Source organism: Saccharomonospora azurea NA-128, from assembly GCF_000231055.2.
GTDB classification, from domain to species: domain Bacteria; phylum Actinomycetota; class Actinomycetes; order Mycobacteriales; family Pseudonocardiaceae; genus Saccharomonospora; species Saccharomonospora azurea.
This window is the reverse complement of the sequence record NZ_CM001466.1, coordinates 3,733,280-3,748,254: the sequence shown is the minus strand read 5'-3', so window position 1 is coordinate 3,748,254 and position 14,975 is coordinate 3,733,280. Positions and strand designations below refer to the sequence as shown.

General features: G+C 70.9%; 13 protein-coding genes, 1 pseudogene and 1 other annotated feature. Of the genes and pseudogenes, 5 read left to right on the top strand and 9 right to left on the bottom strand.

Annotation, left to right across the window (positions count from 1 at the left end; all coding sequences use genetic code 11):
* Window positions 1-344, bottom strand: a sequence feature (16S ribosomal RNA rRNA prediction is too short).
* A 453-nt stretch (window positions 345-797) separates the two neighbouring features.
* On the bottom strand, window positions 798-2,141 hold the full coding sequence (glnA, locus tag SACAZDRAFT_RS17230; RefSeq protein WP_005443803.1) for a type I glutamate--ammonia ligase: 1,344 nt from the start codon (window positions 2,139-2,141) through the stop codon (window positions 798-800).
* Window positions 2,142-2,256: 115 nt separating this feature from the next.
* On the opposite strand from glnA, the gene SACAZDRAFT_RS17225 reads away from it, so the two are divergent.
* A complete protein-coding gene (locus SACAZDRAFT_RS17225) occupies window positions 2,257-2,976 on the top strand; it encodes an LppX_LprAFG lipoprotein (RefSeq protein ID WP_005443802.1) in 720 nt (239 codons plus the stop codon).
* A gap of 9 nt (window positions 2,977-2,985) precedes the next feature.
* Here SACAZDRAFT_RS17225 and SACAZDRAFT_RS17220 read toward each other — a convergent pair whose 3' ends face one another.
* Window positions 2,986-4,560: an alpha/beta hydrolase gene (locus tag SACAZDRAFT_RS17220; protein WP_005443801.1), complete on the bottom strand. Its 1,575-nt coding sequence runs from the start codon at window positions 4,558-4,560 to the stop codon at window positions 2,986-2,988.
* Window positions 4,561-4,648: 88 nt separating this feature from the next.
* On the opposite strand from SACAZDRAFT_RS17220, the gene secA2 reads away from it, so the two are divergent.
* Genes secA2 through SACAZDRAFT_RS17205 form a run of 3 tightly spaced genes read left to right on the top strand, consistent with a single transcriptional unit; the run spans window position 4,649 to window position 9,283 of the window.
* The gene (gene secA2 / locus SACAZDRAFT_RS17215) at window positions 4,649-6,976 is read left to right on the top strand and encodes an accessory Sec system translocase SecA2 (protein WP_005443799.1); all 2,328 of its coding nucleotides are present in this window, start codon (window positions 4,649-4,651) and stop codon (window positions 6,974-6,976) included.
* Between the two features lie 22 nt (window positions 6,977-6,998).
* On the top strand, window positions 6,999-8,735 hold the full coding sequence (locus SACAZDRAFT_RS17210; protein ID WP_005443797.1) for an NAD+ synthase: 1,737 nt from the start codon (window positions 6,999-7,001) through the stop codon (window positions 8,733-8,735).
* Window positions 8,732-9,283, top strand: coding sequence for a methylated-DNA--[protein]-cysteine S-methyltransferase (locus tag SACAZDRAFT_RS17205; RefSeq protein WP_005443796.1), 552 nt, complete (start codon window positions 8,732-8,734; stop codon window positions 9,281-9,283). The genes SACAZDRAFT_RS17210 and SACAZDRAFT_RS17205 overlap by 4 nt, the downstream gene beginning before the upstream one ends.
* Here the strand turns inward: SACAZDRAFT_RS17205 and SACAZDRAFT_RS17200 are convergent.
* Window positions 9,247-9,876 (bottom strand): DinB family protein, encoded by a 630-nt coding sequence (locus tag SACAZDRAFT_RS17200; protein WP_005443795.1) that lies wholly within the window; start codon window positions 9,874-9,876, stop codon window positions 9,247-9,249. The two genes, SACAZDRAFT_RS17205 and SACAZDRAFT_RS17200, sit on opposite strands and share 37 nt — an antisense overlap.
* On the bottom strand, window positions 9,864-10,574 hold the full coding sequence (locus SACAZDRAFT_RS17195) for a DUF998 domain-containing protein (protein ID WP_005443794.1): 711 nt from the start codon (window positions 10,572-10,574) through the stop codon (window positions 9,864-9,866). The genes SACAZDRAFT_RS17200 and SACAZDRAFT_RS17195 overlap by 13 nt, the downstream gene beginning before the upstream one ends.
* Window positions 10,575-10,765: 191 nt before the next feature.
* On the opposite strand from SACAZDRAFT_RS17195, the gene panB reads away from it, so the two are divergent.
* Window positions 10,766-11,704, top strand: coding sequence for a 3-methyl-2-oxobutanoate hydroxymethyltransferase (gene panB / locus SACAZDRAFT_RS17190; protein ID WP_005443793.1), 939 nt, complete (start codon window positions 10,766-10,768; stop codon window positions 11,702-11,704).
* Window positions 11,705-11,753: 49 nt separating this feature from the next.
* Here panB and SACAZDRAFT_RS17185 read toward each other — a convergent pair whose 3' ends face one another.
* From SACAZDRAFT_RS17185 to SACAZDRAFT_RS23885, 5 genes and pseudogenes are all read right to left on the bottom strand, one after another.
* Window positions 11,754-12,530 (bottom strand): helical backbone metal receptor, encoded by a 777-nt coding sequence (locus SACAZDRAFT_RS17185; protein WP_005443792.1) that lies wholly within the window; start codon window positions 12,528-12,530, stop codon window positions 11,754-11,756.
* Window positions 12,527-12,937 carry a DUF4326 domain-containing protein gene (locus SACAZDRAFT_RS17180; protein WP_005443789.1) on the bottom strand — a complete coding sequence of 137 codons (411 nt, stop codon included), beginning with the start codon at window positions 12,935-12,937 and terminating at the stop codon, window positions 12,527-12,529. The genes SACAZDRAFT_RS17185 and SACAZDRAFT_RS17180 overlap by 4 nt, the downstream gene beginning before the upstream one ends.
* Window positions 12,918-14,345, bottom strand: coding sequence for an RNB domain-containing ribonuclease (locus SACAZDRAFT_RS17175; RefSeq protein ID WP_005443788.1), 1,428 nt, complete (start codon window positions 14,343-14,345; stop codon window positions 12,918-12,920). The genes SACAZDRAFT_RS17180 and SACAZDRAFT_RS17175 overlap by 20 nt, the downstream gene beginning before the upstream one ends.
* A gap of 101 nt (window positions 14,346-14,446) precedes the next feature.
* Complete coding sequence (locus tag SACAZDRAFT_RS17170; RefSeq protein ID WP_005443786.1) at window positions 14,447-14,668, bottom strand: hypothetical protein; 222 nt, start codon at window positions 14,666-14,668, stop codon at window positions 14,447-14,449.
* 74 nt (window positions 14,669-14,742) lie between these two features.
* Window positions 14,743-14,975: pseudogene (locus SACAZDRAFT_RS23885) on the bottom strand (hypothetical protein); the annotation flags it as partial.

Sequence of the window (14,975 nt, the reverse complement as noted above, 5' to 3'; positions counted from 1 at the left end):
CTGCATCAGGCTTGCGCCCATTGTGCAATATTCCCCACTGCTGCCTCCCGTAGGAGTCTGGGCCGTGTCTCAGTCCCAGTGTGGCCGGTCACCCTCTCAGGCCGGCTACCCGTCGTCGCCTTGGTAGGCCATCACCCCACCAACAAGCTGATAGGCCGCGGGCTCAACCTGTACCGCCGGAGCTTTCCACACACCACCATGCGGCAGTGTGTCCTATCCGGTATTAGACCCAGTTTCCCAGGCTTATCCCAGAGTACAGGGCAGATTACCCACGTGTTACTCACCCGTTCGCCACTCATCCACCCAGCAAGCTGGGCTTCAGCGTTCGACTTGCATGTGTTAAGCACGCCGCCAGCGTTCGTCCTGAGCCAGGATCAAACTCTCCAACAATGAATTCAATCCGACGACTCAAATGTCATCTCAAAGAAACCCACAAAAAAGGGGCTCAAAAAAGAGCACTACTAGCTTGACAATCACTAGCACACTGTTGAGTTCTCAAACAACACACCATGTGTTTCCGGCACCCGCAAGGGCGTGCCACACCTCGACATCTTAACCACCTGGTTCTCCGTCGAGGATTGTGGCCCCCCTCAGGGGCCGACCAAGTACGTTACCCGGTGCGGTTCGCGTAGTCAAACCCTCTCGAGTCTGTCCCGCTCGCCCCGGTCCGTCCCTGGCGACAAAGAGAAGATTACACGCCTCCAAAAGCCACCTGAACGGGGGGTCCCCTTATCGCGTTTGCGCAGGTCAGGGCCGCAAACCGCGCACTGCGGGCCGGGGAGGCCTCCCAGCGCCGCTCAGAGCACCGGCAGCAGGGTCCGGAGTTCGTACGGCGTGACCTGGCTTCGGTAGTTGTCCCACTCGACGCGCTTGTTGCGGAGGAAGAAGTCGTAGACGTGCTCGCCGAGCGCCTCGGGCAGCAGCTCGGAGCGCTCCATCTCGGCCAACGCCTCACCCAGGTTCTGGGGCAGCTCCTGGTAGCCCGCCGCCTTGCGCTCGGCGTCGGACAACGTCCAGATGTTGTCCTCGGCCGCCGGTGGCAGCTCGTAGCCCTTCTCGATGCCCTTGAGCCCGGCCGCGAGGATCACCGAGTACGCCAGGTACGGGTTGCACGCGGAGTCGGGGGTGCGGATCTCCACCCGCCGCGACGACGCCTTGCCCGGCGAGTACATGGGGACGCGGACCAGAGCCGAACGGTTCGCCCTGCCCCACGACACCGTCGTCGGCGCCTCGCCACCCTGGATCAGGCGCTTGTACGAGTTGACCCACTGGTTCGTCACCGCCGAGAGCTCCCGCGCGTGGTAGAGCAGTCCGGCGACGAACGCCTTGCCCGTCTCCGAGAGTTCGTACGGGTCCTCGGGGCTGTAGAAGGCGTTGCGGTCGCCCTCGAACAGGGAGAAGTGCGTGTGCATGCCCGACCCCGGCTGGTTCGAGAAGGGCTTCGGCATGAACGTGGCGCGCACGCCCTGCGTGATGGCGACCTCCTTGACCACGTAGCGGAAGGTCATCACGTTGTCGGCCATCGTGAGCGCGTCGGCGTAGCGCAGGTCGATCTCCTGCTGTCCCGGTGCGGCTTCGTGGTGGGAGAACTCGACGGAGATGCCCATCTCCTCCAGCGCCTCGATGGCGTGGCGGCGGAAATGGGTGGCCGTCGCGTGACTGGCCTGGTCGAAGTAGCCGCCGTTGTCGGCGGGTTCGGGTTCGGTCCCGTCCTCGGGCATGTCCGTCAGCAGGAAGAACTCGATCTCCGGGTGCACGTAGCACGTGAAGCCGGCCTCGCTGGCCTTGGCGAGTTGACGACGCAGTACGTGCCGGGGGTCCGCCCACGACGGGGAGCCGTCCGGCATGGCGATGTCGCAGAACATCCGCGCGGAGTAGCGGTCGCCGTCCGTGGTCTCCCACGGCAGTACCTGGAACGTCGCGGGATCGGGCTTGGCGATCATGTCCGACTCGTAGACGCGCGCGAAGCCCTCGATGGCGGAGCCGTCGAACCCGATGCCCTCACTGAAGGCACCTTCGAGTTCCGCTGGTGCGACGGCCACCGACTTGAGGAACCCGAGAACGTCGGTGAACCACAGGCGCACGAAGCGGATGTCGCGCTCCTCGAGCGTGCGGAGCACGAACTCCTGCTGGCGATCCATGCCGCGACCTTATGCGCGCTGTGTTAAGGCGATGTTTCGGATCGCCCCAGGCCGCCCGTGCGGGTGACTCGCACCGTGTCCAGCGGGCGGAGAACATCCCGTTACGGTAATTCGCATGCTCCTCCGCCGCTTTGCGCAGTCTCTCGTCGTCGCGCTGGTCGTGTCGGCACCGCTGTCGGCGTGCGCCGGCAACCCCGACAACACCGGACCGCTGCCCGAGGCCGCGGGGTTGGTGGCCGCGGCGGCCGACGACCTGCGGGAGCTCACCGACGTGGCCTTCGAACTGCGCGTCAGCGGCGCGATCCCCGGCCTGCCGGTACGGGAGATCGAGGGAGTCGCCGATCGCCGGGACGACTCGGCCCGGGGCGAGGTGGACGTCCAACTCCGCGACGAGCGCGTCCAGTACTCCTTCGTGCTCGACGACGACGTCGTGCGGCTGACGGACTCCGAGGGCGCGGTGGTCGACCGGCCCGTGCCCGCCGAGCACGCGCCCTCCGACCTGCTCGACCCCGACCGCGGCCTGCGCAGGCTGCTCACCGAGGCCACCGAGCTGAGGACGGAGACCCGGGAGGAACTGGGCGACGTCGAGACCTACCGGATCGGCGGCGAGCTGAGTCACGCCGCGATCTCGGCCCTCGTGCCCGGCGTGCACGACGACGTCGACGTCAAGTTCTGGATCGCCGACCGCGGCGACACGCTCGTGCGCGTGTGGGTGCAGGTGCCGCCGCGGAAGAAGAACGAGGGGGCTGTTCAGCTGGAGTTGGAGCTGCGCGAGCACAACCGCACGGGCTCCGACCCCGGCCGGCCGGCAGGTGAGCCCGCCGACCGGCCGTGACCGGGAGCGTCATCCGCAGCGCGTGCCCTCCGGCGGCAGCTCGCCGTCGACGAGATAGGCGATGCCCGCCTGGTCGACGCAGGTGTCGCCCGCGGACAGGAACGCGGTGTGCTGGGCTCCCTCGAACGTCAGCAGGCGGCCGTCGAGTGCCTTCGCGAGGTTGACGCCCGCCTGGTACGGCGTGGCGGGGTCGTTCGTCGTCGAGACGACCAGCGCGGGCGGGATGCCGTCGACGTCGGGCAGGTGCGGCTCGGACGTGTGCTCCACGGGCCAGAACGCGCACGCGTCGCGCGCCGACGAGGGCGGGAGGCCGGCGTCCAGGAAGGGGGCCTTCTCGGCGTACTCGGCCTGCGCCGCCTCGATGCGGTCGGGGTCGGTCACGGGCGGGTCGTCGACACAGCGGATCGCCACCAGCCCTTCCTGCGTCGACGAGTACTTCCCGTCGGGGCCGCGCTCGTAGTACATGTCGGCCAACGCCATCAGGACCGTGCCCTCACCCTTGCCGAGGGCCGCGAGGCCCTGGTTCAGGCTCGGCCACAGCTGCTTGCTGTACAGCGCCGCGACGGTCGCCGTGGTGGCGTCGCCGTACGACAGCTCCCTGCCGTCGGGCAGCGTCACCGGTTCGTCCAGCAGCGGCCGTACCAGGTCCTGGTACTTCTGGACGGCCGTCGCCGCGTCGCCGCCCAGCGCGCAGTCGTCCCGCCCGACGCACCACTCGACGAACTTGCCGAACGTGCCTCCGAAGCCCTCGGCCTGGGCCACGAGCGACTCCAGCATGTCCTGCTCGGGATCGACCGCACCGTCGAGGAGCAGCGCCCGGACGTTGCCGGGGAACGTCTCGGCGTAGGTGGTGCCGATGCGCGTGCCGTAGGAGTAGCCGAGGTAGGTGAGCTTCTCGTCACCGAGGGCGGAGCGCAGCACGTCCATGTCGCGCACGACGTCGCGGGTGCCGAGGTTGGCGAGCATCTTCTCGCCGTGCTTCGTGCGCTCGGCGCACTTCGCCGCGAACTCCTTCGCGTCGCGCTCCGCGTCGGCGACGTCGTCGACGCCGTCCATGGCCGTCGCATCCGCGCGGTCGGCGTCCATCTCGGCGTCGGTGAGGCAGTCGATCACCGGCTCGCTCGCTCCCACGCCGCGCGGATCGAAGCCCACGAAGTCGAAGCGCTTGCCCAGTTCGGTACGGGACACCGCGCCGGAGAGCTGGGCGGCGGTGACCATGCCCGACCCGCCGGGTCCGCCCGGGTTCAGCACGAGCGAGCCGATCCGGTCGTCGGGTGCGGTCGCCGGCTTGCGCAACAGACCCACCGTGATCGTGGTGCCCTGGGGCTCGTCGTACGACAGGGGAACGGTCAGCCGGGCGCACTCCAGACCTTCGCCGCCGAACGCCTGCTGCGCCATCGTGTCCGTGGCGTAGGGCCGGCACTCGCCCCAGTCCAGCTGTTGTCCGTAGTACTTCTCCAGCCCTTCCGGGACGGGTCCCGCGGGCACGGTCGGACCCTCGTCGGCGGAGTTCGAGCAGGCGGACAACGACGAAAGAAGGAGGAGACCCACGGCCACCGGCAGGTAGCGTTTCCTGGTGCGCACGACTGCGATCGTGCCATCAGTGCTGGGAACTCGGCACCACGGTGGCTACGTTGGGCGTGGCGCGGGCGAAGAGATGGGAGAAGCGCTGGTGGCGTTCTTGAGCCGGGTCGGAAAGACGTTGAAACGAATGCTGTCCCGGCCCGGGAGTGTGGACCTGGCGCGGTACGAGGCGCTGCTCCCCCGCATCAGCGAGCGGGAACCCGAGCTGAAGGAGCTGTCCGACGCCGAGCTCACCGAGCGGGCGGCGGCGGTGCGCGAGGCGGGTGAGCTCGACGACGACCTGCTCGTGGAGATCTGCGCCCTGGGCCGGGAAGCGGCGCGCCGGGCGCTCGGCGAGCGCGCGTTCGACGTGCAGCTGCTCGGCACGATGGGCCTGCTCACCGGGCATGTCGTGCAGATGGCCACCGGTGAGGGCAAGACGCTGTCCGGTGCTCTGGCCGCGGCGGGCTACGCACTGCAGGGCAAGCGCGTCCACGTCATCTCGGTGAACGACTACCTCGCCCGCCGTGACGCCAAGTGGATGCGCCCGGTGTACGACCTGCTCGGGGTGTCGGTGGGCTGGGTCGAACCGGCGCTGTCCACGGAGGCACGCCGCGAGTCCTACCACCGCGAGGTCTGTTACGGCGCGGTCAGCGAGGTCGGGTTCGACGTGCTGCGCGACCGGCTGGTGACGTCCGTGGCCGACCTGGTGCAGCCGGAACCCGACGTCGCCGTCGTGGACGAGGCGGACTCCGTGCTCGTCGACGAGGCTCGGGTGCCGCTGGTCATGGCCGGTTCCGTGGACGCGGGCGTGGCCGACGAGGAGGTCGCGAAGATCGTGCGGCGGCTCCGGGTGGGGCTGCACTACGAGACCGATCCGGACGGCCGCAACGCCTGGCTCACGACGGCGGGCGCGTCGGTGGTGGAGAAGGCGCTCGGCGGCATCGACCTCTACGGCGACTCCGGGGCGGACCGGCTCGCGGCCGTGAACGCCGCCCTGCACGCCCACGCACTGCTCACGCGAGACGTGGACTACCTGGTGCGCGACGGCAAGGTGCAGCTCATCAACGCCTCGCGGGGGCGGGTGGCGGAGTTGCAGCGCTGGCCCGACGGCCTGCAGGCCGCGGTGGAGGCGAAGGAGCAGCTCCCACCGTCGGACCACGGGGAGATCCTCGACTCCATCACGGTGCAGGCGCTGATCGCGCGTTACCCGCAGGTGGCGGGCATGACCGGCACCGCGGTGGCCGTGGCGGAGCAGCTCCGGGAGTTCTACGAGCTCGAAGTGGCGGTCATCCCGCCCAACACTCCCACCGTGCGGGAGGACCTGCCGCACCGCGTGTACACCACGCCGACCCGCAAGCTGCGCGCCATCGTGGAGGAGATCCGCGAGGTGCACGAGACCGGCAGGCCGATCCTCGTGGGCACGCAGGACGTCGCCGAGTCGGAGGAGCTCGCGGAGAAGCTCCGCAAGGCCGGGCTGTCGTGCGTCGTGCTCAACGCCCGCAACGACGCCGAGGAGGCCGCCGTGATCGCCCAGGCGGGCGCGCACGGTGCGATCACGGTGTCGACGCAGATGGCGGGCCGGGGCACCGACATCCGGCTCGGAGGCGCCGACGGCCAGGACGCCGAGCGCGTCGCGGAGCTCGGCGGTCTCCACGTCATCGGCACCGCGCGGTACCCGAGCAGCCGGTTGGACGACCAGCTGCGCGGACGGGCCGGACGACAGGGCGACCCGGGCAGTTCCGTGTTCTTCGCCAGTCTCGGCGACGAGCTGGTGCTCGCCCATGCCCCCGACATCCCGGAGGGCATCCCCGCCGACGAGGACACCGGCGAGATCACCGACGTCGCGGCCCACCGGCAGCTCAACCACGCCCAGCGCGTCGCGGAGGGCGTGGACCTGGAGATCCACCGCAACACGTGGCGCTACACGCGGCTCATCGAGCACCAGCGCGCCGAGCTGCTGCGTTACCGCGACGACGTGCTGCGCACCGACACGGCCGAGTCCCTGCTGCGGGAGGCGGAGCCGGACCGCTACGGCGAGCTCGAGGAGAAGCTGGAGGCCGAGACGCTCGAACGCGTGTGCCGGGAGATCGTGCTCTTCCACCTCGACCAGCTCTGGACCGACCACCTGGCGTTCCTCACCGAGGTGCGCGAGACGATCCACCTGCGGGCATTGGCCAAGGAGGCTCCGCTCGACGAGTTCCACCGGACCGCCGTGCCGGCCTTCCGCCGGATCCGCGACGACCTCCGGACGCGGGCGGCCAAGACCCTGCTGGAGGCCGAGATCACCGAAGACGACGGCCTCGACCTGGCACGCGCCGGAGTTCGCAGGCCCACCTCGACGTGGACCTACCTCGTGCAGGACAACCCGTTCGACTCCGACGCCGAACAAGCACTCAAGAAGGTGCGAAGCATGCTTCGCAAGAAGCGGTCCTGAGCGCGTGAGTGAGAATGAGGGCATGCCACAACTGCGCATCGCCTCGGCTCAGGTGAACACGTGCGTCGGCGACCTCGCCGGCAACGCCGACCTGGTCGTCGAGCACACCCGGTCGGCCGCGGCGGAAGGGGCACACGTCGTCGTGTTCCCCGAGATGACGCTGACCGGCTACCCCGTGGAGGATCTCGCGCTGCGGGGCGCGTTCGCCGAGGCGTCGAGGGACGCCGTCGGTGCGCTCGCCACGGCGGTGGCGGACGCGGGGTGCGGGGACGTGCTCGTGATCGTCGGCTACCTCGACGCCGACGACGTCGGCCCGCGCAACGCCGTCGCGGCGCTCCACCGGGGTGAGGTCGTGGCCACGCAGTTCAAGCACCACCTGCCGAACTACGGCGTGTTCGACGAGCGCCGGTACTTCAAGCCGGGCGAGGAGCTGTCCGTGCTGCGGCTGCACGGTGTCGATCTCGGCATGGTGGTGTGCGAGGACCTGTGGCAGGACGGCGGTCCCGTCACCGCGTTGGGCGCGCTGGGTGTGGATCTGGTGCTCTCCCCCAACGCCTCCCCCTACGAGCGGGCCAAGGACGACGTGCGGTTGCCGCTCGTGGCGCGGCGGGCGGCCGAGGCCGGGGCTCCCATCGTGTACACCAACCAGGTCGGCGGGCAGGACGATCTGGTGTTCGACGGTGACTCGATCGTGGTGGCCGCCGACGGGACGTTGCTGGCGCGCGCACCGCAGTTCGCCGAACACCTGCTGGTCGTCGACATCGATGTGCCGGAACGGCAGGACACGGCGGAGCGTTCGCGGCAGGACACCGTCGAGGGCTTCTCGGTGCGGCACCGGGTCTTGACCGACACCCCGCTGGACCCGTACCCGCCGACGCACCGGCCCGTGGTCGCCGAACCGCTGTCCGACGAGGCCGAGGTGTGGTCGGCCCTGGTCGTGGGCCTGCGCGACTACGTGCGGAAGAACGGATTCCGCTCGGTGCTGCTCGGGTTCTCCGGAGGGATCGACTCGGCCGTCTCGGCGGCATTGGCCGCCGACGCACTCGGCGCCGACGCCGTGTACGGCGTGTCGATGCCGTCGCGGTACTCGTCCGAGCACTCGCGCTCCGACGCGGCCGACCTCGCCGAGCGGCTCGGCTGCCACTTCCGCGTCGAGCCCGTCGAGGACATGGTCGCGACCTACGTCGACCAGTTGCACCTGACCGGCCTGGCCGAGGAGAACATCCAGGCCCGGGTCCGGGGCATGCTGTTGATGGCGCTGTCCAACCTGGAAGGCCACCTGGTGCTCGCCACCGGCAACAAGACCGAGCTGGCCGTCGGGTACTCCACGATCTACGGCGACGCGGTGGGCGGGTTCGCGCCCATCAAGGACGTGTTCAAGACCCACGTGTGGGAGCTCGCGCGCTGGCGCAACGCCGAGGCCGAGAAGCGGGGGCAGACGCCGCCCATCCCGCCCAACTCGATCTCCAAGCCACCGTCGGCCGAGTTGCGGCCCGGCCAGCTCGACACGGACTCGTTGCCCGACTACGCGCTCCTCGACGACATCCTCGACGACTACGTGGAAGGCGACCGCGGGTTCGCCGACCTGCTCGCGGCGGGTTTCGACGCCGAAGTGGTCGACCGCGTCGTGCGGATGGTCGACCGCGCCGAGTACAAGCGCAGGCAGTACCCGCCCGGCACGAAGATCACGTTCAAGGCCTTCGGCCGCGACCGCAGGCTGCCGATGACCAACCGCTGGCGGGAGACCCACCGACCATGACGGCGGAGGCGGGCGGATTCGCCGTGTTCGAGACGGCTCTCGGACCCGGTGGGATCGCGTGGCGCGGGGAGGTCGTCGTCCGCAGCCTGTTGCCCGCCCCGGACGCCGACGAGGTGCGCTCACGGCTCGCGGCGGCGGTACCGGACGCCGTCGAGTCACCCGTCCCCGCGGTCCTGGCTCTCGCGGTGGACGGCGTGGTCGCACTCCTGCGTGGCGAGCCGGTGGACACCTCGGGCGTACCGCTCGACCTCGCGGCCGTACCCGACTTCCACCGCCGCGTCTACGAGTTCGTGCGCACCGTCGGACCAGGACACACGGTGACGTACGGCGACGTCGCGACCGCACTCGGCGAGCCGGGCGCGGCTCGGGCCGTGGGCCGCGCGATGGGCGCGAACCCGTTCCCGCCACTGGTCCCCTGCCACCGCGTTCTCGCCGCGAACGGTGCGATCGGCGGCTTCTCCGCGCCCGGCGGGGTCACCACCAAGCAGCGGCTGCTCGCCCTCGAACGCGCTCACGGCGACCAGCCGGCGCTGTTCGACCTCTGGTAGAGCGGCGTCGCCCTGTGTCGTGTGGGCCGCGGGGGTCGCGGGGGCTGCCACGGCCGCAGCCACGGGCTGTCGGGCCAGCCCTCCGCCGCGGCCATCAGCGGCAGCGCCGTCGCACCGTCGATCGACTCACGCAGGATGTCGGCGTGCCCGGCGTGCCGGGCGGTCTCCTCGATCAGATGCAGAAGCACCCAGCGCACCGACCATGCCTCCACGTCGGCCGGAAACCACGGCACGTCCCGGGGCACGGGCACAGGTCTGGAAAGGTCGTCGATCTCCGCGACGACCTCCTCCGTGCGCGTCGCCACCCGCTCGTACTCGCCGACGAGGTCGGCCAGCGTCTCGCCCGGCGCGAGTCGCAGGTCGTCGCCCGGATCGGTCAGGCCGAGGCCGCACACGAGGTCGATCCAGACCCGCTCGGTGCGACAGACGTGCTTGAGGATGGCGCCCACGCTCAACGAACTCACCGTGGGTGTCTCGCGGATCTGCTGGTCGGTGAGCCCGTAGGCCGCGAGACACACCACGTAGCGCTGCTGCGCGAGGTAGTCGAGCAGTCCCTCGCGTTCGTCGGCGACGGGCCCGATCAGCCCGGGCACGCCGCCGCCTCCGGAGCCTCCGCGGTGGGATCAGGCCGTCGAGTCCGCCGCGCGGTTCCCATGCGCAGGACATAGCGGACGCCGACCAGCAGGAAGGCCGACGCCACGAGTACCTGCGCCCGCGCGGCCAGCCCGGCATAGCAGCCGTCGAACAGCGCGTGGGCGACGACGAGCCACGCCCACAGACCGAACTGCACCGCGAACAACGCGCGCGTGGCCGCCTTCCAGCCACCGCGCCACCACAACGACACGATCAGCGGGCTCACGACGTACTGTGCGCCCGCGAGGATCACCGGCAGCTCGCCGAGCCGCCCTGTGGGCGCGGCGCACAGCTCGGCCGTCTGGAGCACGCACTCGGGAGGCAGGGCCGCCCGGGCCAGCAACACCGCGCCGTAGCCCCACACCAGCGCCGCCGTGGCCCGGCCCAGCCGGTGCACCGGGGCGAGGCGCCGCAGGAACGGCCCCGCCGCCACGAACGCGGCCCCGGCCACGACGTCGAACACCCGGAACACCTCGCCGTACGGCTGCCCGGCGGCGGACAGCCGGGCCGGGACCGTGTGCCACGGCGACAGCGCCGTGTCGAGGAAGACCTCCACGAGGAAGCCCGCGTGCACGACGGCACCGACGAACAACAACCCGGCGGTGAGCCGTCGGACCGCACCCAGGGGCGGCTCGGCACGGTCCAGGCCCGACAACATGGCGAGTTACTTACCACGCATCACCCTGCCGGGGGTAGACGTTGACGCCGCGTGATCACGCTCGGTCGCGGTGTGAAGCTCGTCGCAGCGGGGTTGGGTGGCCGTTCCACCCGGTGGGACGCTGGACGACGCCAACGATCCACGACCCGGGGACCGCCGAGCGGCCTCGAGGGAAGGACGGTACGACAGAGATGTCTCACGACGACACATCGCGATCCACGGCAGCCGACAGCGGCGCGGAGTCCTCGACGACCGCGGAGACCACCGCACCCTACGGTGAGCCGGCGGGCCACCAGCACGCGCAGCCGGACGACACCACACAGCCGGTACTGCGCAAGCGCGTCCGCATCCACCACCTGCAGGAGATGAAGGGGCGCGGCGAGCCGTGGCCCATGCTCACCGCCTACGACACCTACACCGCCCGGCTGTTCGAGGACGCGGGAATCCCCGTTCTGCTGGTGGGCGACTCCGCGGCGAACACGGTGTACGGCTACGAGTCCTCACTGCCGATCACGGTCGAGGAGATGCTGCCGCTCGTCCGGGCGGTGACGAGGTCGGTGACGAAGCCCCTCGTGGTGGCCGACCTGCCGTTCGGCTCCTACCAGGGCTCGCCCGAGCAGGCCGTCGCCACGGCGGCGCGGTTCATGAAGGAGGGTCGCGCGCACGCCGTGAAGCTCGAAGGCGGTCGCCGCTACGCCTCCCACGTCGAGGCCGTCACCGCGTCGGGCGTGCCGGTGATGGGGCACATCGGCTTCACCCCGCAGAGCGAGCACAACCTCGGTGGCTACCGCGTGCAGGGCCGGGGCAGCGCGGGTGACGGGCTCATCGCCGACGCACTCGCCCTGCAGGACGCGGGTGCGTTCGCGGTGGTCATGGAGATGGTGCCCGCCGAGATCGCCAAGCAGATCACCCACGAGCTGGCCATTCCCACGGTCGGCATCGGCGCGGGGCCCGACTGCGACGCCCAGGTCCTCGTGTGGCAGGACATGGCGGGGCTGCGCACCGGCCGGGTCCCGCGGTTCGTCAAGCAGTACGCCGACCTCGCGGGCGCGCTCACCGATGCGGCGAAGGCGTTCGCCGACGACGTGCGTGAACGCTCGTTCCCGGCGGCGGAGCACACGTTCCACTGACGACACCGACGCCTGTCGATCCGGCGCCGACGACCCGTCGGCGCCGGATTCACGGTGTGCGGACGTCGGCGAGGGCAGCGGTGAGCTCGTCCCTGGCGGAGGCCAGCGACGGGCCGTACCACGTGAGCCGCCGACCCGACATCAGCGCGTAGGGAACCCCGGGAAAGTGGTCGGGCCCGTCGTCGTCGGTGAACACGTACGGCTCGTCGGGCAGCACCAGCAGATCAGCCTGACCGTCGGCGAACCGGGCACGCAGCTCCTCGATCTTCGGCCGCGGGTAGCGGTCGGCATGCTCGGCGAACACGTTGTGGACACCGAGTCGGCGCAGGACGTCCCCGCCGAAGGTGTCGCGGCCCAGCACCACCCACGGCTTGCGCCAGACCGGCACGACCGCGGTAACCCGCACCGCGACCGGGTCGCGCCACGCGCGCTCGGCCTCGGTAAGCCACTCGGGCACCGCCACGTCGAACGCCCGCGTGAACACGGCACGCAGCGACTCCAGTGCCATCGGGACGGTCGCGGGCGCCGCCGTCACCCACACCGCGATCCCGGCCTCCCGCAGCCGCGCCACGTCCTCCGGCCGGTTCTCCTCCACGTTGGCGAGCACCAGGTCGGGGGCGCAGTCGAACACCGCGTCGAGCTTCGGGTACTTCGATCCGCCCACCCGCGCCACGTCCAGCGACGCCGGGTGCGTGCAGTAGTCGGTGGCCCCCACCAGCACGCCCGGCACCGTCTCGGCCACCGCCTCGGTCAGCGACGGCACCAGCGACACCACGCGCGACACCGGCCCCGGCAGCGCGACGTCGTCGCCCAGATCGTCTCTCATGCCGTGTACTCCACCAGAACGTCGGCGTGGCAGGGCTCGGGGGCGCACCAACAGCCCAGTGCCCGCCCGTTCAGCTCCCCCTCGCGCAGGCGGCGCACCAGCTCGGGTTGGTCGCGCAGGTAGTCCCGGTAGTGCCGGACCATCGCCTCACGATCGTGCTTGGCTTCCTTGACGAACGGGTTGGCGAAGTCGGACTCGGGCCACGCGTGGCGGTTGCCTGCGTGGCCGACGTAGGTGATGAGCCCCTGCTCCACCAACCACGGCACCAGGTGCTTGTGCGGGCCCGACTTGCGGACGTTCACCACCACGCTCCGCCCGGCGAGCACCTTCTCCCGCAGCGCCCGTTCCTCGTCCGTCCAGCCCTGCGTCGGCTCGTCCTCGTGCCGCTCATGTTCCCGCCTGTTCAAAGCACACCCTCCGGTTGACGACATCGACCTCGGTGAGCCGCACGGTGATCGTGCTGCCCTCCGGAACCGTCACGTCGGCGCAGCGAGCCAGCACCGGCGGATGCTCGACGTACACCTCCGCCACCGCGCCGAACCCGCCGGACCGCAACACCACGCCGTCGAACGTCGTGCCCACCCGTTCGGCGAGGACCCACGCCCCGACCTGGTCGAGGCAGGCTCGCTCCACCCGCGAGGCCAGCGTGTCCGACACCCCCATCAGGCGCGGCAACTCCGGCAAGGTGCGGTGTACCCAGTCCGGTACCGGCTCGTCCGCCGCGACCGCGAGACACACCTCGGTGGCGAACCGGTCCACCAGACGCCGGATGGGCGCGGTGACATGGGCGTACGGGCTGCCGATCCCCGCGTGGCCGACCGACTCGGGCACGGCGCCGTCGAACGCCGTGTACCCGGCACCGCGCAGCAGTCGCACCGTTCCCGCGTGCAGCGCCAACGACGCCGGGTCGTCCGGATCGAGCCCCGCGAGCACCTCCGAGACACCCGCCGAGTCCGGCCACGGCACACCCAGCGCGCGAGCGGACCGGCGCAGCCAGTCCACCGCCTCGTCACCGGCCTCGGGCACCGTGCGCAGCACACCCACCCCGGCGTCGATCATCAGCTGGGCCGCCACCATGCCCGTGAGCAGGGAGATCTCGGCGTTCCACTCCTCGACGTCGTGCTGCGGTCGGCGCACCAGCGCCCACCCGCCCTCGGGCTCCGCGCGCACACGTGACTCGGGGACCTGCGGCTCCACCGCACCTCGCCCCGCCGCGCGTTCCCGCCGCAGGCGCCCCACCTCCGGCAGGGCCGCCACCGAGGGATGCGCTGTGCCGCGCCACAGGCCGACGGCCACCGTGTCGTGATCGAGCTGCTCCTGCGAGCGCACCCACGCCCGACGCACCCGCACGGCCACGGGCTCGCCCCCGGCGTCGATGTCGATCGTCCACAGCACCGCGGGCCGCACCACACCGGGCAGCAGGCTCGCGGCCTGTTCGGCGAGGATCGCCGGGTGCAGGCCCACGTTGCCGTCCGGCAGGTACAACGTCTGCCCGCGGCGACGCGCCTCCGTGTCCAGCGCACCACCCGGCACGACGAAAGCACCGAGGTCGGCGATCCCGTAGTCGATCCGGTACCCGCGCCGCCCGCGGCGCGTCAGGCACATCGCCTGGTCGAGATCCTTGGCCCCAGGCGGATCGACCGTCACCAGCGGGAGGTCGGTCGCATCCTCGCGGGGCCCGGGACAGGGAACGAGGTCGCCGGCGACGACCTCGGCCTCTGCCAGCACCTGGGGTGGGAACGACTCCGGCAGCGCGAACTCGGCGCGCAGCGAGGCGAAGTCGCCGACGCCCGGGCCGTGTGCCGCGAGAGCCACACCTCGACACTAACCCGATGCACGGGGATGGCGCCGAGGTCGGCGCATGGGTGATCCCGGCGGCCTCGGTGACCGCGGCGGCCTCGGCGAACTCGGCGACCTCAACGCTCGTCGGCGTCCTCGCCCTCCCACTCGGCTTCCTCGCGGTCGGCGCGTTTGGTGCGTTCCCTGGCGATTTCGAGGGCGTTGCGGGCGGTGGCCTCGTCCGGATACGGCCCCATGAGGTCGATGGCTCGCGACAGCTCGCCGTGCTCGACCTCGCCGGTGCGCGTGTTGTACCACCAGCCCGTCGGCGGGTTCGGGTCCTTGCGTTTGGCTGCCATGGGTCTCAGCGTGGCATGGACCGCTCAGCGGCGGTAGCGGTCGAACCGCTGATCAGTGCTAGCGGTCGAACCGCTCATCGGCGGTAGCGGTAAGGGATCTCGGTCGGCTCGTCGCCGGTCGGGCCGAACTCCGGTGCCGCAGGGGTCGCCTCGCCGTCCGAGCTGTCCACCGGGTCCGAGGCCTCCACCGGTGGCGTCGGCTGGTTCGGTGGCGTCGCGGCAGCGGGAGCCGGTGGTCGCGGTGCGTCCGCCGTCGTGGCCGGTGGTGGCGTCAGGGTCGGCGCCGTCGGCGGCGGTGGCAACGGCG